Source organism: Paractinoplanes toevensis (assembly GCF_018332695.1).
GTDB classification, from domain to species: domain Bacteria; phylum Actinomycetota; class Actinomycetes; order Mycobacteriales; family Micromonosporaceae; genus Actinoplanes; species Actinoplanes toevensis.
On the sequence record NZ_BOQN01000093.1, the window covers coordinates 75,446 to 96,622 of the forward strand.

Genomic DNA, 21,177 nt, shown 5'->3' on the forward strand with positions numbered 1-21,177 from the left:
TCAAAGAAACAATTCACTGTCGGGCGCCGAAGGCGGTTTCTATGCCGCAAATAGCGCTCGCAGGCCTACGGTGAGCTGTCACGGCCTTGACGACCACGCAGCCAGGACGTCCATATCGGCCGATGGGCTGCGCGGCCCGGCGCGTTTGCCGGGCCGCGCCCAGAGGCGGGCAGAGCAAAGGCCTCGGCGAGAATGCCGCCCGGGCGACAACGCCGAGCGGCACAGGCTGGCGACAGAGGCCGGCGGCCGGATCGCGGTGGTGGATTCCGCCGGGAGGGCCGGGAGGCACGGGCGGCGCCGATACGGAGAAGGAAGCGATGGTCAGCAGGTGGCGCCGGTCAGGGCGCCCTGCTGGAGAGTGATGTCTTCGCCGGTCAGGTGGATTCGTAGGCCGTCGGGTAGGACCTCGACGCCCGCGTAGGTCAGGCCCTCCGGGAGTTTCTGCAGTTCGTATGTTGTCTCCTGGGGGGCCACCTGGGCCAGGACGTTGGTGGCGGGGAAGCGTACGCCGAACATCTCGATCTGGTCGGGAGAGATGTCCAGGGTGCTGTCCTTGATCACCGGCTTGCCGTAGAGGACCACCGGGGTGTCCTTGCCGGAGCCGCCGGTTGCCGTCGCGGTCAGCAGGCCGCCCTCCGCGCTGAACAGGGTCGGGTTGCCGGGTGGCTGCTTCAGCACCGAGAACGGCTGGGTCGTGCTGCCGCCGATCACCACCTTGATGCCCTGCGGATCTACCGTCACCGAGCGGTAGCTCACCCCGGACGGCAGGGTCGGCAGGGTCTGTTGCAGGTCGTCCTGGTTGATCTGGTTCAGGACCAGCTTGCCCAGCGTGCTGTCCGGCTTGTGGTCGGCGCCCAGGATGTGCACCAGCTTCGGCACCAGGGTCAGCGCGCCGGGGCCCAGCACCGGCTGGGTGTGGATGGTCAGCGGGACGCCGATCGCGGTGGTGTTGATGCCCAGCAGGCCGTTCGCCGCCGAATAGGACACCGTGCGGCCGCCTACGTCGGTGGGCAGCGTGTTCAGGGCGGTGGTGGACACGCCGCCGATCTGGATGTGCACGCCGTCGGTGCGCGGGGTGATCGACTGGTAGCGGACTCCGGCCGGTAGCGGTGGCAGCTGCTGGCTGCGTACGCCCCCGGCCAGGTCGCCGACCTGGGAAGCCGGCAGCGATTTCCCGAAGATCTCCAACCGCTGCGGGACCGACTGTGCGGTCTCGCCGCGCAGCCGCATCTTCATGAACAGCTTGGCCTGCACGTTGTCGGCGGCCGCGGCCGGCATCGTCACGTCGACCGACAGGCCGCCGTCGCCGGCCTTGTGGTAGGTGCGTTTCGGCGTGCCCGCCGGCGTCGGCAGGTAGCCGAAGTTGACCGTGATGGTGGCGTCCATGCTGCCCACGTGGGTGCCGCCGGACGGCTGGGTGACGTCGCGCATGGTCGCGGTGAAGCGGGCGTGCGGCACGCCGCTCAGGGTCGCGTCGGGGACGATCAGCTTCACCTCGGTGAGGCGCTTGTGCAGCGCCTGCGGCACGAGCGGGCCGCCGCCGACGGTGACCTCGGTGCGCACGGCGGCCGCGTTCGGGCAGGAGACCTGGCTGCTGACCTGCTTGACGATCCGGTCGCGCAGGATGCCGTCGAGGATCGGCACGGGTACGGCGTACGCGAGCATGCCGGCCGCCAGGAGCAGCACGCCGCCGGTGACGGCCGCGGCGATCCAGCGACGGCGGGTGGGCCCGGCGAGGTGCAGCGGTCGATGGGTCTCCGGCTCCATCAGGGTCATGACTTTGTTTACGTGTCGGTAACCTCTCCGGGTTCACTGATAAGAACCTTTTCGGCACGCGGCGCGACTGAACCGGGTGGAGGAGGGCAGATGACCGACGAACCGCTGATCGTCCGCTGCCGGCTCGGCGAGCGCGCGGCCTTCGCCGAACTGATCCGGGCCTGGCACGACCCGGTGTGGAACTACGTGCGCCGGATGCTGGGCCCGGACCGGGCCGAGGACGTCGTCCAGGAGGTGTGGCTGGCGGTGTTCCGCGGCCTGCCGAGGCGCCGCTGTCGCTGCGGCGGCGGCTCGGCTACCTGGCCGTGCTGCTGGCCGGTCTGGGCGGTGCGGTACTGGTGGGAGCGCTCTGGGCGACCGAGCCGGCCCTGCCGGCCCACACCGCCACCGCGTTCGCCCTGCTCACCCTGGTCGGTCTGGGCTGGGCGGGGTACGGCGGATGGGCACTGACCCGCCGTACCCCGCTGTTCGCCCGCGACCGGGTGATCGCCGCCTGGATCGCGCTCGCCGCCTGGCTGGCCGGCGGGGCGGGGGTGGCCGTGCTGGCCGCTCTCCGCCACCGCCTCCCCGTTGGCCTGGCCCTGGTCGTCGGCGCGCTGGGCGTCGTCGCGGCGGCGAACCTGGTCGCCGCCCGCCGTCACCACCGCCTACTGCGGCACCAACTCGGCGACTGAGGCGGCGGGCACGGCGGTGGCCGGGCGCAGGACGGCCATGGTCACCGCCAGGCCGGCGGCAACCATGACGGCGGCGGCTACGAAGGCGGTTCGGTAGCCGGACTGGTCGGCGGCCAGCGTGGCCAGGACGGCGAGGCCCAGCGACGAGCCGACCTCGGCGGTGGTGTTGAAGACGCCGGAGGCCAGGCCGGCGTCGTCGGGGGTGGCGGAGGCCATCGCGAGCGACGCCAGGGCCGGGAACGCCAGGCCGCCGCCGACGCCCAGCAGCAGCATGGACGGCAGGACGTCGGCCAGATAGGAGCCGTCGGCCGGGGTGCGGGCGAAGTACAGCAGGCCCACGGTGACCAGGGCCAGGCCGGTGACGACCAGGCGCCGGGCACCGAAGCGGGCGATCAGCCGGTCGGTCCAGCGCAGGGACAGGCCACCCATCACCACGGTGACTGGCATGAAGGCCAGACCGATGCCCATCGCGTCGTAGCCAAGGACCTGCTGGACATAGAGGACACCGACGAAGAACATGCCGAACATGCCGGCCGCGCTCAGCAGCTGGGCCAGGTTGGCGCCGGTCAGGGTGCGGGAACGGAAGACACCCAAGGGCACGAGCGGGGTACGGGCGGTGGCCTCCCGTACCACGAAGGCGACCGCCAGGCCGGCAGCCAGCCACCAGGTCCAGCCGTACGGTGCCGGGGGTGAAACCACGCTGTAGACCGTGACCATCAGGGCCGCCGTGATCAACGCGGCGCCGGCGGCGTCGGCGCCCTGCCGCAGGCCGGGCCCGCGATCCGGGGCCAGGAGCCGCCATGCGGCGACGCCGGTCGCCACCCCTACCGGAACGTTCACGAAGAAGATCCAGTGCCAGCTGACGACCGACGTCAGCACGCCGCCGAGGAGCAGCCCGACCGCTCCCCCGGCGGAGGCCACGAAGCTGTAGACGCCGATGGCCTTGGCCTGTTCGCCCGGCCCGGGGAACATCGTCACGATCATGCCGAGGATGACCGACGACGTGGCGGCGCCGCCGACACCCTGCAGGAAGCGGGCCGCGATCAGCATCTCCTGGCTGGTCGCCAGGCCGCACAGCGCCGACGCGGCGGTGAACAGCACCAGGCCGCCGAGGAACATGCCCCGGCGGGACACCAGGTCACCGACCCGGCCGGCCAGCAGCAACAGGCTGCCGAACGGGATCAGATAAGCGTTGATCACCCAGGCCAGGCCGGACTGGCTGAACCCGAGTTCGTGCTGGATGGCGGGCAGGGCCACGTTCACGATGGTGACGTCCAGGATGATCATCAGCATCCCGGCGCAGAGCACGATCAGGGCGAGCCATCGGCGATCGGTCATCGTCTTCCTCCAGGTCATTACCATTCGCCAGGACAGACCTGGGCGCGGCGCGAAACTCATCGGCCTTGTGGCGATGAGTTCCGGCCGGGATGGTGGTCGGTACTCAATGAGGAGGTGGCGTCGTGGACACCGAGTTCGTTCAGCAGGCGGATCCGTATCGCCGGGAGCTGCTCGCGCACTGTTACCGGATGCTTGGGTCGGTCTACGACGCCGAGGACCTGGTGCAGGAGACGTACGTGCGGGCCTGGCGCTCGTACGACCGTTTCGAGGGCCGCTCGTCGATGCGCACCTGGCTGCACCGGATCGCCACCAACGCCTGCCTCAACGCCCTCGAGTCACGCACCCGCCGCCCGCTGCCGATCGGTCTCGGAGCGCCCAGTTCCGACCCGGCCGACGATCTGGTGGAGCAGCGTGAGGTGCCGTGGCTGGAGCCGGTGCCGGACGCGTTCCTCGACCCGGCCACGGTGGTGACCGGCCGGGAGAGCGTGCGGCTCGCGGTGATCGCGGCCATGCAGTCCCTGCCTCCCCGGCAGCGGGCGGTGCTGATCCTGCGGGACGTCCTGCAGTGGCCGGCCGCCGAGGTCGCCGAGATGCTCGACATGACGGTGGTCTCGGTGAACAGCGCCCTGCAGCGGGCCCGCACCCAGCCCGCCCTGAACGCTGACGAGGTCGCCGAGCCGGACGATGTCGCCGTGCGTGACCTGCTGGACCGGTTCGTGGCCGCGTTCGAGGACAAGAACATCCCGGCGATGGTCGACATCTTCACCAAGGACGCGGTGTGGGAGATGCCGCCGTTCACCGGGTGGTACCAGGGACCGGCCACCATCGCGCGGCTGATCGACACCCGCTGCCCGGCACGCGGTCCCGGCGACATGAAGCTGGTTCCGACCAGGGCGAACGGCCAGCACGCGTTCGGCCTCTACATGCGCGACGGGGACGTCTACCGGCCGTTCAACCTGCCGGTTCTCACCCTGACCAAGGACGGCGTCAGCCACGTGTCGAGCTTCTTCGACCTGCGCCTGTTCGAGACGTTCGGCCTGCCCGAATCCCTGCCGGTGACCTGATGGACGTGGCGCTGCGGGCCGGGGTGGCCGTGCTGGAACGGGCGGTCGCGTACTGCCTGGGCAGCCTGTCCCTGGTCACGCCGGCGCTGCTGGGCGCGCCCACGCCGTGTGCCGGCTGGGACCTGGAGTGCCTGCTGGAGCATCTGATCGATTCGATGGCGGCGCTGCGGGAGGCCGCCGAGGCCGGCCGGGTCACGCTGGCCGCTCCCCCGCCCTCCGGCGGGGTGATCCCGCTGGCGCGGGATCAGGCGGTGCTCCTGCTGGGCGCCTGGGTGTCAATTCGCGACAATTCACCCGTACGGGTGGACCGCGCGACCCTCAGCGCGCCTCTGGTCGCCGGTGCCGGAGCAATCGAGGTGGCCGCCCACGGGTGGGACATCGCCCGTGCGTGCGGTCACCTCCGGCCCATCCCGGCCGACCTGGCCGACGAACTGCTCGACCTGGCCGTCGTTCTCATCCGGCCGGGGGACCGCCCGGGCCGCTTCGCCCGCCCGCTCCACCTCGTGGGAGGCGGAACGGCGAGCGAGCGGCTACTGGCGTTCCTGGGCCGCTGAGGGCATCAGAACGGTGCTGGTCCCCGACCGGCGAGCGACATCAGGACCTGCGTGGCCAGGAGCTTGCGGACGCCGGTCACGGCGACCTCGCCCACCTGGTCATAGGGCAGTTCCAGGGACAGCCCGTCGGCCGCGTCGCGGACCTCCGCACTGACTTGGTCCGGACGGAAGGTGCCGCCCCAGCCGTCGATGCCGCCGCGCTGGTTGGTGCTGAGCGAAGCCATGCCGGATACGCGTGTGCCGTCGACGAGGGTCAGCCTCGCCGGACCGGAATAGGTCGTCATAGTCGTCAACGGTATCCGGCTCGGTCAGGTGCGTGCGGTCCGGATCTCGCCCACGCGATGCTGCGCGACCCCGGTGGCCACTCCGGCCACCAGGAGCACCGCCAGCAGAGCGAGGAGGACCGGCGGGCGAAGATCCACCAACAGAAGACCGACAGCGAGGGGTACGCCGAGGCCGGGCCAGAGCAGCGCGGGGCGGATCTGCCGGGACAGCCCGGCCTGGATCACCGTGGCGCTGAGCAGGTATCCGGCGACTCCCGCGGCGAGCACGACCCGCGTCCCGGCCGACAGATGATCCTCGGCCCCGTGCAGGATGGCGTGCTCCAGGCCGACCGCCACCGCGGCCAGGCTGATCGCGACCGGCAGGTGCGCGTACACGTAGAAGTCGTGCACGCCCTGCCGGGTCCGATCATGGCCCTCCATCAGCAGCCGGCGTTTCGCCGCGCCGCCGGACAGATCGAAGTACGACCACCAGAGCGCCGCGATTGCGACGAAGGCGAGCGTCGCGGTCAGCACCACCCCGCCCGTCCAGCCACCGTCGTGCACACCGGTCACCGCGGCCGCCACCGACTCGCCCAGCACCAGGATGACGAACAGGCCGAAACGTTCCGGCAGATGCTCCATGTGCAGCGGCAGGGCGTCCTTGAGCCGCGCGGACAGGGTGGGTCCCAGCAGGTCCACCGCGACCCCCACACCCCACAGCACATAGCGGGCCGGACCCGGCACGGCCAGCGAGACCGCCCAGAAGACGGCACCGGCCGCGTGCCCGATCAGGTAGGGCCGCACGGTCGGCCGGGCGTCCGGCACGTGCCACCAGGCCCGCAGATAGCCGGCGATGAGCACCAGCCGCAGCAGCACGTAGGCCAGCGCGAACCACCGGCTCCCGGGCTTACCGACCTGGTCGATGGACGCCGCCATGCCGATCACGGCGGCCATCCCGACCAGCATGAGCAGCCGGAACACCGCGTCGTCGGTGTCGAACCGGTTGGCGTACAGGGCGGTGCCGGCCCAGGCCCACCACCCCACCGCCAGCACGGCGGCGAAGGTCAGGCCGCCGACCCAGGTCTCGTCCTTGGCCAGCAGGTCGGCGCACCGGGCGACGAACAGCACGAAGGCCAGGTCGAAGAAGAGCTCCAGCCGGGTGGCCGACCGGTTCGTGTCCTGGTTGTGTTCGGGCGGCCGGACGATCTCCCGCTCTTCCGCGTCTTCTCGATCAAGCTCGGCCATCTCGTCCCGCGTGGCACCCATGACCCTCACAGTGCCCACCTCGGCCCGCTTGATGTCAGGTGGCGACGGTGACCTTCACCCCGCCGGAGAGCAGGGAGTCGTGCAGCTCCAGACGGGTCAGCTCGACCTGCTCCGGAACGTCGAAGACCAGCTTGCCGGCCACCCGCTCGCCCGGGTCGAGCTTCTGCAGGAACGTCTGGGTGTCGTGATTGGCGTAGACGCCGGCGATCTCGTCGTTGCCGAACTCGGTGCCGGCCGCGTCGAACGCCTTCTGCGCGCGGCCGAGGAAGTACTGCGAGCCGTCGGCGATGTTCCGCACCGACAGGCTGACCACGCAATACTTGCCCTTCGCGGTGCGCTCCAGGTGCTCCAGCCCGACCTTCGACCGGGAACAGTCCACCCGGGAGACCACGAACTCGAACTTGCCGTCGCGCACCGCGTCACCGACCCCCGGCGGCGGCTTGCGGCTGGGCGTGGCCTTCGGCTTCGCGCCGGCCGCGGTGGCCGTGGCGGCGGCCGGCTCCTGACCGCCGTAACGATGCGCCGCCAGCCCGGCCAGGAACAGAACGGCCACCGCACCGCATGCGAACAGAACGGCGAGCAGCGGGTTCAGCGGCGCCCTGCGCTGCGTCTGACGGTCCTGCGACATGGGCCCGGCCCCCTTCCCTCCCTAACTGTCAGGCAGCGGGCCGGGCTGAACCACCGATTTCGCCGGATCAGCGACGGGCTGCGCGTGATCGGACAAGTGCGACACATTCCGCCGGACTCTCCACGTGGGCGTTGTGCCCCAGCCCCGCCAGCGTGACGACCGGAACACCCAGCCGGGCGAGCTGCTCGTCGGTGTTCATCGGGTCGTGCTCCCCGCGGGCGAGACTGACCGGCGCCGCCGACCGCGCCACCAGCCCCGCCATGTCCGGCGCGCCCACCCCGAAAGCGCGCGGGTCCAGCGCGAGCCGCCATCGGCCGTCCTGCTCGCGAACGCCCTCCTGGACCGCCGCGTCGTCCTCGGCCAGCAGGCCGGCCAACCCGGACACCCGCAGGTGCCGCGCGACCGCCTCGTCCCGCGACCCGAACCAGCCCACCGACCGCGCGGCCAGCGCCCGCGCGCGGCTCAGCTCCTCGTCACTCCAGGCGACCTTGATGCCCAGCCCGACCACCGCCGCCACCGGGGCCCGCGCGGCCAGTTCCAGCGCCACCACCCCGCCGAGCGAGTGCCCCAGCACGACGGTGCCCGGCTCCACCAGCGGCCGCACCGCCGCGGCCAGCGCCTCGAACGTGTACTCCGGCAGCGCCGCCGACCCGCCGTGCCCCGGCAGGTCGGGCGCCAGCCACCGCCCGGACCAGCGCTGCGCGAGCACCGGCCCCCACTCGGCCCAGACCCCGCCGGAGGCACCCAGCCCGTGCAGCAACAGCAGCAGTGGCTCGCCGTCCCCGCCACCTCGCACCCGCAGATCCACGACCATCGTCAAAGTCTGCCATCCCTGCCGGGCGCCGGACCGGCGTCGCTACGCTCTCTCCTATGACGACCCTTGCCAGCCGTACGATCTCGGCACTGCGCAGCGAGCACGACGACCTTGCCCGCCTGGTTCCCTCGCTCTCCGCCGAGCAGCTCAGCGGACCGTCCGGCGCGTCCGACTGGACCGTTGCCGACGTTCTCTCGCACCTCGGCAGTGGCGCGGAGATCACGCTGGCCGGTTTCCGGGCCGCCCTCGGTGATGCGGAGGCTCCGGGGCCGGACTTCAACCAGAGCGTGTGGGACCGGTGGAACGCGCTGAGCCCGCAGGAGCAGGCGGCCGGCTGGGTCGGGTCGGACGAGGCGCTGGTCGCGGCACTCGAGGCGGTGCCGGAGTCGCGGCACGACGACCTGCCGGTCAAGCTCGGGTTCCTGCCCGAGCCGCTGCCGCTGGCCGGGTTCACCGCGATGCGGCTGAGCGAGGTGGTTCCGCACGGCTGGGACGTCCGGGCCGGTGTCGACCCGGCGGCGGCGCTCACCGAGCCGTCGGCGCAGCTGCTCGCGGAGCACCTCAGCGGGGGGATCGGCTTCCTGCTCGGCTTCATCGGCAAGCCGGCCGAGGTCCGCGAGAACGCCGTGATCGAGATCAGCAAGACGCCGTACCGGATCGTTTTGGACGACGCGGCCCGGCTCACCACCGAGACCCTGCCGGCGAGCGCGACGTTCGCCGGGCCGCTGGAGGCGGCGGTGCGGCTGATCTACGGCCGGCTGGGCCCGCGCTTCACGCCGGCCGGCGTCGAGGTGTCCGGCAACATCACGCTCGACGAGCTGCGCACCGCCTTCCCCGGTTTCTGACCAGCTCGCGGCGAGCTACGGCCGGTCGTCCAGCTCGTCCTCCCAGAAACGACGGAGTACGGCGGGCAGGTCGCCGCGCAGCGCCGCGCGCACCGGCTCCAGCTCGGCGGCGGTCAGCGGCAGGGCGGGGAAGGACCGGCCGACCGCGGCCGCGAAGGCCGAGCCGCGCCGGGCCAGCGACGGTGCCGCCTCGACGTACGCGGTGAGGTAGGGCGCCACGAGGTCCCGCTGGGACAGCGACCACAGTCCGTCGGCGAGCGCGCGGAAACGGCGTACGGAAATGTCGGGGTCACCGGTCATCTCCGCCCACGCCGCCGATTTCGCCTCGGCCGTAGGCCGGGCGGCCAGCGCGGTGGCCGCGCCGAGCTCGCCGGTGGCCGTGCCGTCCCGCCGCCGTTCGGCCTCGATCTCCTTCTCGTCGAGGTCGCCGAGCTCGGCCAGCCGGTGCACGACGGCCCAGCGGAGCCGCGGGTCGAGCGGCAGCCCTTCGCCGGCCAGCCGGCGGCGCAGCATCGCGGTGTCGCTCGTGCTCCAGGCCAGGCCGCCGGCCAGGGCCACCGCGCGTTGCTCGTCCGGCTCGCCATCGATCGCGCAGGCCGCGGCGATCACGTCCAGCGCCGGTGGCAGGACGCCGCGCCGCACGTCGTGCCGGGTCCGGTCGAGGGCGGCGGTGATCAGAGTGGGTGACGGCTCGCCCGGCAGCTGCCGGGCGAGCAGGGAGAGGTCCAGGGCGGCCGTCCACAGCACCGCCCGCACCAGCGGGTCGGGCAGGCCGGCGAGGCCGTCCGAGACGGCCGCGCGGGAGAACGGGTCCAGCTCGAGGCGGGCGAAGGTCTCGCCGTACGCGTTGGGCACCACCGCCAGGCCGGCCCACTCCGGCAGCTCCAGCGGCTCGCCGGCCAGGTCGACCAGCCGCGAGCCGACCGGTTCCAGCGAGGCCGTGTACGCCGCGACGGTGAACCGGTGCGGCCGGACCCCGTCCCGGGTCAGCACCGGCACGTCGCCGCGGCGGGTGACCCGGATCGTGTCGTGCCCGGACCGCCGCAGCCACACCCCGGCCCAGCCGCGCACGTCGCGCGGGGAGGCCGCGTCGAGCGCCGACAGCAGGTCCTCCAGGGTGGCGTTGGCGAACCGGTGCCGGTTGAGGTGCTCGTTCACGCCGGCCAGGAAGTCCCGCTCCCCCATCCAGGTGACCAACTGGCGCAGGACCGCGTTGCCCTTGCCGTACGAAATGCTGTCGAAGTTGTTCGTCCCGGCGTCGACGTCGGGCACATCCTCTGCGGCCGGTGCCACCGGATGAGTGGATCGGCGCAGGTCGGCGCGGTAGGCGCCGGGTTTGAAGGCCGCCTCGAACGACACCCGGGCGCCGGTGAAGCCGGCCGCGGTCTCGGCCACCTCGAAGCCCATGTACTCGGCGAACGACTCGTTGAGCCAGGCGTCCTCCCACCACACCGGGGTGACCAGGTTGGCGAACCACATGTGCGACATCTCGTGCGCGATCACCATGGCCCGGTGCCGGCGGTCGTCGTCGGTGACCCGGCCGCGCGGCAGCATCGACTCGTTGAACGTGACGCAGCCCGGGTTCTCCATCGCACCCCAGTTGAGCTCGGGCACGAAGACCTGGTCGTACGAGTCGAACGGGAACGGCTCGTCGAAGATCACGGCGTAGTGGTCGAAGCACGCCTCGGTCACCCGCCGCAGCTCCCCGGCGTCCCGGTCCAGCTCGGCGGCCAGCGACCGGCGGGCGTGCCAGCCCATCGGCACACCGCGGTGCTCCCAGCGCACCGAGTGGTAGGGCCCGGCGACGACGGTGAACAGGTCGCACGGGATGGGCGGGGTGGTGGCGAGCTCGTGTCCGTTCGACAGGACCGTCCACGCCGGGTCGGCGGCCACGCTCAGCGTGATCGGTGCCTTCAGGTCGAGCTGGTCGAAGCAGGCGAACAGGCGCTGGGTGATGTCCAGGCCGAGGTACGCGCCGACGTACCGCTCGCCGTCCACCGGGTCGGTGAAGGTGTGCAGCCCCTCGCCGTCGGTGACGTACCGCAGCCGGGCGTCCACGACCACCTCGTGCCGCCCGGCGGTCAGGCCGTCGAGGGGAATCCGGCGCCCGTCGTAGGCCGGGGTGACTACCTCGCCGTCGATCGTCACGTGGAGCGAGAGGGCCCGGTGCAACTCCAGGAACGTGGAGCCGCCGCTCGTGCGGAACCGCACGGTGACCCGGCTGCGGAAGTCCTCGGTGGCGGTGACGTCGAGCGCGAGGTCGTAGGAGACCTCGGACAGCAGGGCGGCGCGGGCGCGGGCTTCGTCCAGAGTCAGTGACACCCGCCTATTCTCTCCGCATGAAACGCGCGCTCGGTGTCGTCGCCCTCACCTACCTGGTGGCCGGGCTGGCCGCCTGGGCGTTCGCCGCCGCGGTCGACGGCCCGCACCCGCTGGTGATCACGCTCGGCGCCGATCTGGTCGCCACCGTCGTCGTGTTCGCGGCGAGCCTGATCGTCGCCAACGCGAGCCTCTACGACCCGTACTGGAGTGTCGCCCCGCCGGTGATCGTCCTGGCCTGGGTGCTGGGGCGGGACGAGATCACCGGGCGGCAGCTGGTCGTGCTGGCGCTGGTGCTGATCTGGGCGGTCCGGCTCACCGCCAACTGGCTGCGGTCGTGGCGCGGTCTGGACCACGAGGACTGGCGGTACGTCCAGATGCGCGAGCAGCGGCCGTCCTGGCTGCCGTGGTGGCTGGTGAATCTGGCCGGCATCCAGGTCATGCCGACGCTGGTGGTCTTCACCGGGCTGCTCGCGGTGTGGCCCGCGGTGACCGTCACCGACCGGCCGCTGGGCTGGCTGGACGCCCTGGCCGTGCTGGTGACCGGCGGCGCCGTGCTGCTCGAGGCGGTCGCCGACCGGCAGATGCACCGCTTCTCGGGTGACCCGGCCAACCGCGGCCGGATCATCGACCGGGGTCTGTGGCGGTTTTCGCGCCACCCCAACTACCTGGGCGAGATCGGCTTCTGGTGGGGCCTGTGGCTGTTCGGCCTGGCCGCCGCACCGGGCTGGTGGTGGACGGTAGCCGGCCCGATCGTCATGGTGCTGCTCTTCGCGCTGGTGAGCGTGCCGCTGATGGACCGCCGCTCGCTGGCCCGCCGCCCGGCCTACGCCGAGCACATGAGCCATGTCCCGGCCCTGCTCCCGTGGCCGGGCTGGACCAGGAACGGCCCAGCCCGGCGACAGAGATAGCGTCAGCGCAGGGCGTACGCGCGGATCACCGTCTGGGACACCGTGTTGCCCTTGGTGTCGGTGGAGGCGACCCGCAGGGACGCGAAGCCGGCGCCGCGCGGGTGGTGGACCGTCGCCACCCGGTGGTTGCCGGAGCCGCGCACGTCGGCCCGCTGCCACGTCTTGCCGTCGTCGTACGAGACCTCGACCTTGACCGACTTCGCGGTGCCGGCCGTCGAGCCGGGCTGCTGCTCGACGGTCACCGGGATCTCGAAGCGGCGGCCGGCCGTGGCCGCGTTGTGGTCGTCCAGGTTCGGGCTGAACCGGACCGTGGACAGGGCCAGCCGCTGGTAGCCCTCCGCCGGTGCGTGGCCGGACTTGAACGTCCAGGTGCCGCTCACCGAGGTGGAGAACAGGTGCGGCGCACTGCGGGTGGCCGACACCTCCAGGCGGTACTTCGCGGTGGCGGCCGGCAGGTCGTACTCGCCGCCCTCACCGATCTTGGTGCTGCCCTGGTAGAGCTCCGAGGTGTAGCTGTCCGTCGTGGAGAAGCCGGGGTGGCCGGCTCCGTCGCCGAACAGCGACGGGTAGGCGCTCAGGTGGTCACCCTGCCGGGTCACCCAGTCACCTTCCCACAACGGCTGGGTCACGTTCGGCCCGAAGACCGCCGTGTTCCAGTCCTGGTGGTAGGTGCGGCCGGCGCGCAGCGGGGCGCGGGCGCCGAGCTGCTCGCTGATCAGCTCCGGGAAGTCGTCGCCGACCGCCGGCAGCTGCTGGTAGAAGTCGGTGGACCACTGCGACTCGGTGTTGACGTACTCGGTGCGGTGGAACGGCAGGGAGAACGGCAGCGCCACGGACCAGCCGCCGCTGTTCTCGGTGTACTGGGCGAAGTTGGCCTTGGCGCCCTCGGCCCCGGTGGCGGCCACCGCGTAGTCGGCCTTGATCGTGGCCAGGTCCCGCAGGCGCGGCGCCTTGTTCAGCCCGTTGAACATCTTGCCGGGCTGGAAGTACGCCAGGTCGGTGGTCCACGGGCTGTTGCGGTAGGTGCCGTCGGCGCCCGGGTCGGCGAACGACCCGTTCACGCTGGCCAGGAAGAAGTCCTTGGACACCGGGGTGGCCGGTGCCGCGGACAGCTGGTCGAAGGTCAGGCCGAGCGCGCTCGCCCCGATGCCGAAGTCCTCGCCGGTCCAGTCGGCGTTGATCGCGGCCAGCACCGTGCCCGCGTTCGCCTGCGGTGCCTTGACCTTGATCGGTTTGGCCAGGCGGCCGTCGAACGTGATCGTGGCTGCCTTGTCGACGACGAACTCGCTGATGGTCAGCATCGCGGTCGACTCGGTCTCGGCGTTGTTGATCCAGACGAACGCGCCGTAGCGGCCCTTCGGCAACCGGACCGTCTCGGAGCCCTGCGCCTGGTAGACGTCGAAGCTCTGGAACGTGTCGAGGTTGAACAGGCCCGCGTAGTGGTCGAGCGACGGCGTACCGTCCGGGTTGATGGTGTTGACCGTGACGTCGTAGCTCTCGACCTCGCGGTCGACGCCCAGCGGCGTGGTCACCTTGAGATCGCCGGCGGTCGCCACCAGGTAACCGCTGAGCAGGCCGTCCGACAGCGACGGCGAGCTGGTGTCGGCGGTGACCGTGGTGGAGGCCGTGCCGCCGGCCGGGACGGTCAGCTGCGTGGCCGCGACCGTGAACGGCGCACCCGGCGCGGACAGCGCCAGCGTGACCGCCGCCGTACCGGAATTGCGGTAGGTGATGGTCTTGGTGACCGGCTGGTCGTCACCGTGCGGCCAGATCGCCAGGCCGAAGCTGAGGCTGCCCTCGTCGGCGGCGACCGTCTGGGTGATCTCCCGGGCCACGTCGACCCGGCCGGCACCCTGTTCGAAGGCGTCGAAGCCCTCGATCGTCTTGGCCGAGCCCATCAGCGTGCTCTTGCGCAGCTTCGACGACCAGGCCGGGTGCTCCTGGGTCAGGATCGCGGCCGCGCCGGCCACGTGCGGGGTGGCCATCGAGGTGCCGGAGAGCGCCACGTAGCCGTCGACCGGGGCCGGGTCGCCGATGAAACCGTTCTTGGCCTTGGCCGCCACGATGTCCACGCCGGGCGCGGTGATGTCCGGCTTGATGGCGTGGTCACCGGCCCGGGGGCCGGTGCTGGAGAAGTACGCCAGCTGGTCGTCGCGGTCGACGGCGCCGACCGAGAGCGCGGCGTCGGCGGTGGACGGTGAACCGGCTGTGTTCGGGCCGGCGTTGCCGGACGCGATCACGAACAGCGTGTTGAACTGCGCGGTCAGGTCGTTGACGGCCTGCTCGAGCGGGTCGATCTCGGGGGTGTCGCCACCGCCGAGGCTCATGTTGATCACCGGCGCGCGCTCGGCCGCCCAGGCCATGCCGGCCAGGATCGCCGAGTCGTCACAGAACTCGGTTTCGCACACCTTGCCGATGAGCAGCTTGGCGCCGGGGGCGACGCCCTTGTAGCGGCCGCCCGACGCGGCACCGGAACCGGCGATGATCGAGGCGACGTGGGTGCCGTGCCCGACCTCGTCGTCGGCGGTCGGCGCGGTGGTGAAGTTCTCCGCGGCGACGATCTTCCCGGCCAGGTCGGGGTGGGTCGCGTCGATGCCGGTGTCGAGGATGGCGACCGTGACACCGGTGCCGTCGTAGCCGGCCTGCCAGGCGGTGGGCGCCCCGATCTGCGGCACGCTGTGGTCGAGGCTGACCTTGCGCTTGCCGTCCAGCCAAACCCGCTGCAGGCCCGGCTTGAGCGAGCGCGCGTTGGCCGTACCGCTGGTCAGGGACGACCAGAGGGTGGCCCGCTCGGCCAGGTTGGCCCGTGCGGCCAGGGTGCCGACCGACGCGATGTCGCGGGTCACCCGCGCACCACCGGCGGTGAGCGCGCTGCGTGCGCCGCTTGCGCTGTTCTTGGGGTACGAGATGAGCAGTCGAAGGTCGCCCCCACCCTGCGCGGCGAGCTCGGTGAGGTCGAACAGCCGCTTGTCGAGACGTCCCGCGCGCAGGAGCGCGAGCGCGTCGGTCGGGATGACGTAGCGGTGGCCCTGGATCGTCTGGCTCAGGAAGCGGATCTTGCTGCGACCCGGTCCGGGCTGGACGGTCGCGCCCTTGCCGTGCGTGGTGACCCGGTCGCCGGTGAGCAGCGTGACCGAGATGGGTTTCTGTGCTGTCGGCGTTCCGGTGGTCGTGGACGGTGCGGCTGCCGCCGGTGCCTGCATTGCCCCGAGAACCAGGGCTGAGGTGAGCAGTACGGCGGACAGTCTTCGTCGACGCATCTGGGTGCCTCCCCGTGCCGGGACCGTCCCGGCTCCGGGATAGACACTTGCAAATCAGCGCAACCTGCCACACGTCATATTTAAGAAAACGTTTTCCTTCGAGGCACTTCGATCCATTGACGCGCACGGCCGCCTCTCCGTAACGTGGCCGAAACCCCCGGGTTTCATCGCGATCGATGAGGTGGACCGAGTTGAGAAAAGCTTTTCCGGTAATCACTCTGATGAGTTTGCTGGTCGTCGCACCGGCGTCCGCGGCCTCGGCGGCGACCCCGGCACCGGTGGTCGCCTACACCTTCGACGCCGACGATCCGGCGACCGGCGTGATCGCCGACTCGTCCGGCCACGGCCTCGACGGCACGCTGGTCAACTCCTCGACGGCGGTGTTCGCCGACGGTGCCCTGCAACTCCCCGGGGGTGCACCGACATCGAACGGCGCGTACGTCACGCTGCCGAAGGCCATCCTGGACGGCCGCACCGACCTCACCCTGTCGATCCGGGTGAAGTGGGACGGCACCCTCGCGCCCTGGCAGTGGATCTACGCGCTCGGCAAGGACACCACCAGCCGGCTGTTCACCACGCCGTACAGCGGCGACGGCAAACTCCTCACCGGGGTGGCCGCGAACGTCGCCGGGGCCGGGGCCGAGGTGATCGGCTCGGCCGCGCTGCCCGCCGATGCCTGGAAGACCATCACGGTCACGCTCGACACGGCGGCCGGCCGCCTCACCACGTACCTGGACGGCGCCGCCGTCTCCTCGGCCGCCACCACGGTCACCGCGGGTGGGCTCGTCGACGCCGCCACCACGTCGTCCGGCTACCTCGGCAAGTCGTTCTACGCCGACCCGCTCTTCGACGGCGCGATCGACGACTTCCGGGTCTGGGACACCGCGCTGACCGCGGCGCAGGTCGCCACGGAGGTCGGCGGGACGCCCACGGTCACCGGGATCGCGCAGACCGCCTTCACCGTCGGCACCACGATCGGCACCGCGCCGGCCCTGCCGGCGAGCGTTCGCGGCACCTTCTCCGACGGGTACGACCGGGACGTGCCTCTGGTCTGGGCCACCGTCGACCCGGCGAAGTACGCCCAGCGCGGCACGTTCACCGTGACCGGCACCGCGGCCGGGACCGCCGTCACCGCCACGGTCACCGTCATCCGCGAGGGCGAGATGACCATCGACCTCGGCAAGTCGACCGGGAAGTTCCACGGTGGCGCGTCCGGGTCGCTCTACGGGCTGTACGGCGAAGGCGTGCCGACCAACAACCTGATCGAGGGCATGAACCTGCGCACCGTGTCGACCAAGGCGCAGGACGGGCCGCAGCACCCCGGGGCCGACGCGCTCGAGGTGGTCAAGCCGCTCGCCGACAGCACCGACGGGGACGTCTACATCTACATGACCGACATCCACCGCGGCTTCCCGTACCAGTGGCCGGGCAGCACGCCGGCCGAGAAGCTGTCGCTGTTCGAGCAGAAGATCGCCGTACAGGTGGATCAGGTTTTGACGTTGCCGTCGAAGTACCAGGACAACATCGTGTTCGTGCCGTTCAACGAGCCCGAGGGCAACATGTTCGGCACCGGCGAGTGGAGCTACAACGGGGTTTCCTGGCTGGCCGACCCGGCCGACTACTTCCGGGCCTGGGACGAGGTCTACCACCTGATCAAGGGCAAGATGCCGGCCGCGCGGATCGCCGGCCCCAACACCAGCGTCCTGTTCGACCAGGTCAAGGGCTTCCTCCAGCATGCCGACGCGGCCGGCACCCTGCCCGACGTGATCACCTGGCACGAGCTGAGCCACCCCGAGGCGGTGCGCGAGAGCGTCGCCGAGTACCGCGAGTGGGAGGCTGCGTTGCTGCCCGGAAAACATCTTCCGATCAACATCAACGAGTACGCCTTCAACTACCACACCTCGGTACCGGGCCAGATGATCCAGTGGATCTCGGCGATCGAGGAGTCCAAGGTCGACGCGGACATCGCGTACTGGAACATCGACGGCAACATCTCCGACTCGGCCGTGCAGGCCAACCGGGGCAACGGCCAGTGGTGGCTGTTCAACGCGTACGGGCAGATGACCGGTAACACCGTGGCGGTCACGCCGCCGTATCCCGGCCAGAACTACACGCTGCAGGGCGTCGCCACCCTCGATCGGGCCAAGCAGCAGGCCCGGGCCATCATCGGCGGTGCCGCCGGTCGCAGCTACCTGCAGTTCACGAACGTGCCCGCCGCCTTCGGCCGGAAGGTCCACGCCACGGTACGGGAGATCCCGTGGACCGGGCAGATCGGCGACTCGGCCCAGCCGCGCCTGCTGACCGAGAAGGACGTAGCGGTCAGCGGAGGGACGGCGGCGGTCGAGCTGTCCGGGCTCACCGAGTCGTCGGCTTACGAGATCGTGCTCTCCCCCGGCCCGGCCGGCTCCCGGGCCACCCCGCAGTGGACCGGCTCCTACGAGGCCGAGGCGGCGGTCTACACCGGCGGCGGCTACAGCAAGAACGGGCCCGAGGGCTCGACCGCGGACGTGTCGAAGTTCTACACCTCCGGCGGGTACGACGTGGGCGGCCTGCGTACCGGCAGCGACGGCGTCCTCACCTTCGACGTCGACGTGCCGGTCACCGGCCAGTACGACCTGTCGGTCTTCGCCAACTCGCTCAACACCTACCCCCAGGTGCGGGAGCAGGGGCCGACCAACGTGTTCCTGCGCGTCGACGGGGCCGCCGAGCAGGAGCTGTTCCTGCCGCTCGGCTACAAGTGGGTGGTCTGGGACCACACCGACACCACCGTCCAGCTGACCGCCGGGAAGCACACCATCGCCCTGGCCGCCAGGAGCCTCGACGGCACCCGGGCCACCAAGGGCGACACGATCCTCGACCGGATCACCCTGGCCCTGCCCCGCCCGGCCACCTCCACCTACGAGGCCGAACTCGCCGATCTCGACCGAGGGCTGCCCCGGGCCGGTGGTGCCGCGCTGGTCCGCGGCGGCACCGCGACGTTCTGGGTCTACTCCAAGGCCGACGCCGAATCCACGCTCGACCTGCGCGTCAAGGCCGGCACGGCGAAGCTGGCCGTCAACGGGGTGGACGTCGGCTCCGGCAAGGTGGCGGTGTCGCTGTCCGGCGGCATCAACAAGGTCACCGCTACGGCGACCACCCTGGCCGCCGTGATCGATCGGCTGGACGTCACGCCGACCAGCACCCTGCCGGTCACCACGGTCGAGGCCGAGAGCGGCGGGGGCACCGTCGTGGCGAAGAGTCTCGCCAGTGGCGGCCGGGCGGTGACCGGCATCAGCGGGGCCGACACGCTGACCGTCACCGTGCCCGCTTCGCAGGCCGGCCGGTACGCCCTGCGGATCCGCTACTCCAACCCCGAGCAGGCCGAGGCCACCCACTACAACCCCGACCCGCTCGCCCGGCACGCCGACATCGCGATCAACGGCGGCGCGGCGAAACGGGTGCTGTTCCCACACAGCTTCCACGACAACAACTTCTGGGAGCTCACCGTCCCGGTCCAGCTGAAGAAGGGCAACAACACGATCCGGTTCTCCTCGGCCGAACTACCCAACTTCGACGGCACCACGTACGCGTCGAACGTGTGGCCGGACATCCTGCTCCGCTCGGCGTACGCCCCGGTCCTCGATCGGGTGACGGTGACCCCCTACAGCAGGCAAAGTCACTGATCCGACCGGCCTCGTCCGCACCCGGGGCACCGTCCCCGGGTGTATACGTGGGGTGTTCGTCAATGTCCCCACAGTGACGAGATTGAGGTGCAACGTGACGGTTCCCTTCGAGAAGCTGAAGTTCTTCGATTGCTATGTGGATCAGGTCGGCCCGATCGAGGACGGCTCGATCGCGATCCTCCTGTCCGACGTCCAGGGCGAGTTCACCCAGGTCTGGTTCGGGGTGCTGGAGAACATCCGGCAGGAGGTGCTGCAGACGGCACTGGCCGCCGTGCAGAACAACCTGACCTGCGGGGTAGCGCTGACCGGAACAGAACCGGACAGCATCCTCTACCGCATCCACGCCACGAACGCGGCGGCGAAGGGCGGCCGGGGCCGCTACTAGCAGGTCGGCGGTCCCCGGCGCTCGAATCCGCCGGGGGCCCGCCGATGAGTTTCGGGCGCCGCGCCGGTCTACCCTCGCGACGACACCCGAACGAAGGGATCACCGCCATGGCGAAGATCATCTCCACCCTGTTCATCTCGGCCGACGGGGTGGCCGAGATCGACCCGGACTGGCACTTCCCCTACTTCGACGAGAACATGGGGCGCGCGGTCGAGGAGGACTATCAGACCGCTGACGTGCTTCTCATCGGGCGCGAGACCTACGACAGCTTCGCCGGGGCGTGGCCCGGGCGGGAGGAAGCCGGCGGTGAGGACGCCGGGTTCGCCAAGCAGCTCGGCGACGTTCGTAAGGTGGTCGTCTCGCGGCAACCGCTGGAGTTCACCTGGCGCAGCTCCGAACTGATCGACGGCGACCTGGTCGAGGCGGCCGCCGCCCTCAAGGCCGACCCCGGCGTCAAGGGCATCCTCATCCCCGGCTCGATCTCGGTGGTGCGGCAGCTGCTCGCGGCCGACCTGATCGACGAGTTGCGCCTGCTCGTGCACCCGGTCGCCGCCCGCAAGGGCCGCCGGCTGTTCGACGACGGCGACACCGCGTACCACCTTCGGGTCGCCGCCACCGAGGCGTTCCCGACCGGGGTCATCCGGGTGATCTACACGCCGGCCGAGAACCCGGCCAAGGTCGGGTACGACGAGATCAAGGACCGCACGCCGGGCAACGCGTAACACCGCCGAAACGGTTGCCGTTGATCCTGCACCGATGAATCGGCGCGGCCACATCATCGTCTGCGGGCTCGACGACGTCGGGCTGCGCACGGTCGAGCAGCTCCACCTCGCCGGGGTCCAGGTCGTCGTCGTGGAGGACGACGCCGATCCGCGACTGGTCCGGGTGGTGCGCGGCTGGGGCGTACCGATCGTGGTCGGCAGTCCCCGGCTCATCGAGACGCTCGACGAGGCCGGCCTGGCCGGCGCCGCGGCGGTCATCTGCGTGCTCGCCGACGACCTGCACACCATCGAGGCGGCCCTGCTGACCCGGGAGAACCGCCCCGGGTTGCGGATCGTGGTGCAGTTGCGCAACCCGGCGGTCGGCCGCGCCCTGTCCGCCCTGTCGATCTCCGTACTGGACGTGGCCGGCCTGTCCGCGCCGTCCCTGGTCGAATCGTGTCTGGGCACCGGCACCCACGACCTGGACCTGGACGGCCACCCGTTCGTGGCGACCCAGGTGGTCGCGGACACCGGCGGCCGGCTGCGCTCGCGGTTCGGTTCGCTCGCCCCGCTCGCGGTGACCGGGGCCGACGGCGGCGACATGGTGGTCTGTCCCGGACGGGACCACCGGGTGCGCCCCGGCGACCTGGTCACCCTCTTCGGCACGGCCGCCGAACTGGCCGAGGCCGGCCTGCGCAGCCGGCCCGCCGGCCCGCC

17 protein-coding genes are annotated in these 21,177 nt (G+C 71.3%); 9 read left to right on the forward strand and 8 right to left on the reverse strand.

What is annotated here, in order from left to right; translation table 11 throughout:
- Positions 1 to 321: 321 nt before the first annotated feature.
- On the reverse strand, positions 322 to 1,776 hold the full coding sequence (locus tag Ato02nite_RS36170; protein WP_213011185.1) for an LmeA family phospholipid-binding protein: 1,455 nt from the start codon (positions 1,774 to 1,776) through the stop codon (positions 322 to 324).
- A 236-nt stretch (positions 1,777 to 2,012) separates the two neighbouring features.
- On the opposite strand from Ato02nite_RS36170, the gene Ato02nite_RS52045 reads away from it, so the two are divergent.
- Positions 2,013 to 2,450 carry a hypothetical protein gene (locus Ato02nite_RS52045; RefSeq protein ID WP_246607888.1) on the forward strand — a complete coding sequence of 146 codons (438 nt, stop codon included), beginning with the start codon at positions 2,013 to 2,015 and terminating at the stop codon, positions 2,448 to 2,450.
- Here the strand turns inward: Ato02nite_RS52045 and Ato02nite_RS36180 are convergent.
- On the reverse strand, positions 2,424 to 3,788 hold the full coding sequence (locus tag Ato02nite_RS36180; RefSeq protein WP_213011187.1) for an MFS transporter: 1,365 nt from the start codon (positions 3,786 to 3,788) through the stop codon (positions 2,424 to 2,426). The genes Ato02nite_RS52045 and Ato02nite_RS36180 overlap by 27 nt on opposite strands.
- Positions 3,789 to 3,910: 122 nt before the next feature.
- On the opposite strand from Ato02nite_RS36180, the gene Ato02nite_RS36185 reads away from it, so the two are divergent.
- Both Ato02nite_RS36185 and Ato02nite_RS36190 read left to right on the forward strand, forming a co-directional pair.
- Positions 3,911 to 4,852: a sigma-70 family RNA polymerase sigma factor gene (locus tag Ato02nite_RS36185; RefSeq protein ID WP_213011188.1), complete on the forward strand. Its 942-nt coding sequence runs from the start codon at positions 3,911 to 3,913 to the stop codon at positions 4,850 to 4,852.
- Positions 4,852 to 5,406 carry a TIGR03086 family metal-binding protein gene (locus Ato02nite_RS36190; protein WP_213011189.1) on the forward strand — a complete coding sequence of 185 codons (555 nt, stop codon included), beginning with the start codon at positions 4,852 to 4,854 and terminating at the stop codon, positions 5,404 to 5,406. The genes Ato02nite_RS36185 and Ato02nite_RS36190 overlap by 1 nt, the downstream gene beginning before the upstream one ends.
- Positions 5,407 to 5,411: 5 nt before the next feature.
- Here Ato02nite_RS36190 and Ato02nite_RS36195 read toward each other — a convergent pair whose 3' ends face one another.
- From Ato02nite_RS36195 to Ato02nite_RS36210, 4 genes are all read right to left on the reverse strand, one after another.
- Complete coding sequence (locus Ato02nite_RS36195; RefSeq protein WP_213011190.1) at positions 5,412 to 5,690, reverse strand: hypothetical protein; 279 nt, start codon at positions 5,688 to 5,690, stop codon at positions 5,412 to 5,414.
- A 24-nt stretch (positions 5,691 to 5,714) separates the two neighbouring features.
- Positions 5,715 to 6,935, reverse strand: a complete 1,221-nt coding sequence (locus Ato02nite_RS36200) for a low temperature requirement protein A (RefSeq protein ID WP_213011191.1) — start codon at positions 6,933 to 6,935, stop codon at positions 5,715 to 5,717.
- A 34-nt stretch (positions 6,936 to 6,969) separates the two neighbouring features.
- A complete protein-coding gene (locus Ato02nite_RS36205; RefSeq protein WP_213011192.1) occupies positions 6,970 to 7,563 on the reverse strand; it encodes a DUF4352 domain-containing protein in 594 nt (197 codons plus the stop codon).
- A gap of 67 nt (positions 7,564 to 7,630) precedes the next feature.
- On the reverse strand, positions 7,631 to 8,377 hold the full coding sequence (locus tag Ato02nite_RS36210) for an alpha/beta fold hydrolase (RefSeq protein WP_213011193.1): 747 nt from the start codon (positions 8,375 to 8,377) through the stop codon (positions 7,631 to 7,633).
- A 56-nt stretch (positions 8,378 to 8,433) separates the two neighbouring features.
- Between Ato02nite_RS36210 and Ato02nite_RS36215 the strand changes: the two genes are divergently transcribed.
- The gene (locus Ato02nite_RS36215) at positions 8,434 to 9,222 is read left to right on the forward strand and encodes a maleylpyruvate isomerase family mycothiol-dependent enzyme (protein ID WP_213011194.1); all 789 of its coding nucleotides are present in this window, start codon (positions 8,434 to 8,436) and stop codon (positions 9,220 to 9,222) included.
- Between the two features lie 15 nt (positions 9,223 to 9,237).
- Here Ato02nite_RS36215 and pepN read toward each other — a convergent pair whose 3' ends face one another.
- On the reverse strand, positions 9,238 to 11,544 hold the full coding sequence (gene pepN, locus Ato02nite_RS36220; RefSeq protein ID WP_213011195.1) for an aminopeptidase N: 2,307 nt from the start codon (positions 11,542 to 11,544) through the stop codon (positions 9,238 to 9,240).
- A gap of 17 nt (positions 11,545 to 11,561) precedes the next feature.
- On the opposite strand from pepN, the gene Ato02nite_RS36225 reads away from it, so the two are divergent.
- Positions 11,562 to 12,452: a DUF1295 domain-containing protein gene (locus Ato02nite_RS36225; RefSeq protein WP_213011196.1), complete on the forward strand. Its 891-nt coding sequence runs from the start codon at positions 11,562 to 11,564 to the stop codon at positions 12,450 to 12,452.
- Between the two features lie 2 nt (positions 12,453 to 12,454).
- Here Ato02nite_RS36225 and Ato02nite_RS36230 read toward each other — a convergent pair whose 3' ends face one another.
- Entirely contained in the window at positions 12,455 to 15,712 is a 3,258-nt protein-coding gene (locus Ato02nite_RS36230; protein ID WP_213011197.1) for a S8 family serine peptidase, read from the reverse strand.
- Between the two features lie 221 nt (positions 15,713 to 15,933).
- Between Ato02nite_RS36230 and Ato02nite_RS36235 the strand changes: the two genes are divergently transcribed.
- The 4 genes from Ato02nite_RS36235 to Ato02nite_RS36250 all read left to right on the forward strand — a co-directional run.
- Complete coding sequence (locus Ato02nite_RS36235) at positions 15,934 to 19,374, forward strand: LamG-like jellyroll fold domain-containing protein (RefSeq protein ID WP_246607887.1); 3,441 nt, start codon at positions 15,934 to 15,936, stop codon at positions 19,372 to 19,374.
- Between the two features lie 94 nt (positions 19,375 to 19,468).
- On the forward strand, positions 19,469 to 19,759 hold the full coding sequence (locus Ato02nite_RS36240; protein ID WP_213011199.1) for a hypothetical protein: 291 nt from the start codon (positions 19,469 to 19,471) through the stop codon (positions 19,757 to 19,759).
- A 107-nt stretch (positions 19,760 to 19,866) separates the two neighbouring features.
- Positions 19,867 to 20,481: a dihydrofolate reductase family protein gene (locus Ato02nite_RS36245; RefSeq protein ID WP_213011200.1), complete on the forward strand. Its 615-nt coding sequence runs from the start codon at positions 19,867 to 19,869 to the stop codon at positions 20,479 to 20,481.
- A gap of 34 nt (positions 20,482 to 20,515) precedes the next feature.
- Positions 20,516 to 21,177 (forward strand): NAD-binding protein (locus Ato02nite_RS36250; protein WP_213011201.1); only part of this gene is annotated, 662 nt, incomplete at its 3' end.

Excerpts from the sequence above, each read along its gene's own strand:
- Ato02nite_RS36200 (WP_213011191.1), bottom strand. The coding sequence starts at position 6,935 with ATGGGTGCCACGCGGGACGAGATGGCCGAGCTTGATCGAGAAGACGCG.
- Ato02nite_RS36245 (WP_213011200.1), top strand. The coding sequence starts at position 19,867 with ATGGCGAAGATCATCTCCACCCTGTTCATCTCGGCCGACGGGGTGGCC.
- Ato02nite_RS36230 (WP_213011197.1), bottom strand. The coding sequence starts at position 15,712 with ATGCGTCGACGAAGACTGTCCGCCGTACTGCTCACCTCAGCCCTGGTT.
- Ato02nite_RS36180 (WP_213011187.1), bottom strand. The coding sequence starts at position 3,788 with ATGACCGATCGCCGATGGCTCGCCCTGATCGTGCTCTGCGCCGGGATG.
- Ato02nite_RS36215 (WP_213011194.1), top strand. The coding sequence starts at position 8,434 with ATGACGACCCTTGCCAGCCGTACGATCTCGGCACTGCGCAGCGAGCAC.
- Ato02nite_RS36235 (WP_246607887.1), top strand. The coding sequence starts at position 15,934 with ATGAGTTTGCTGGTCGTCGCACCGGCGTCCGCGGCCTCGGCGGCGACC.
- Ato02nite_RS36210 (WP_213011193.1), bottom strand. The coding sequence starts at position 8,377 with ATGGTCGTGGATCTGCGGGTGCGAGGTGGCGGGGACGGCGAGCCACTG.
- Ato02nite_RS36205 (WP_213011192.1), bottom strand. The coding sequence starts at position 7,563 with ATGTCGCAGGACCGTCAGACGCAGCGCAGGGCGCCGCTGAACCCGCTG.
- Ato02nite_RS36225 (WP_213011196.1), top strand. The coding sequence starts at position 11,562 with ATGAAACGCGCGCTCGGTGTCGTCGCCCTCACCTACCTGGTGGCCGGG.
- Ato02nite_RS36170 (WP_213011185.1), bottom strand. The coding sequence starts at position 1,776 with ATGACCCTGATGGAGCCGGAGACCCATCGACCGCTGCACCTCGCCGGG.
- Ato02nite_RS36195 (WP_213011190.1), bottom strand. The coding sequence starts at position 5,690 with ATGACGACCTATTCCGGTCCGGCGAGGCTGACCCTCGTCGACGGCACA.
- Ato02nite_RS36190 (WP_213011189.1), top strand. The coding sequence starts at position 4,852 with ATGGACGTGGCGCTGCGGGCCGGGGTGGCCGTGCTGGAACGGGCGGTC.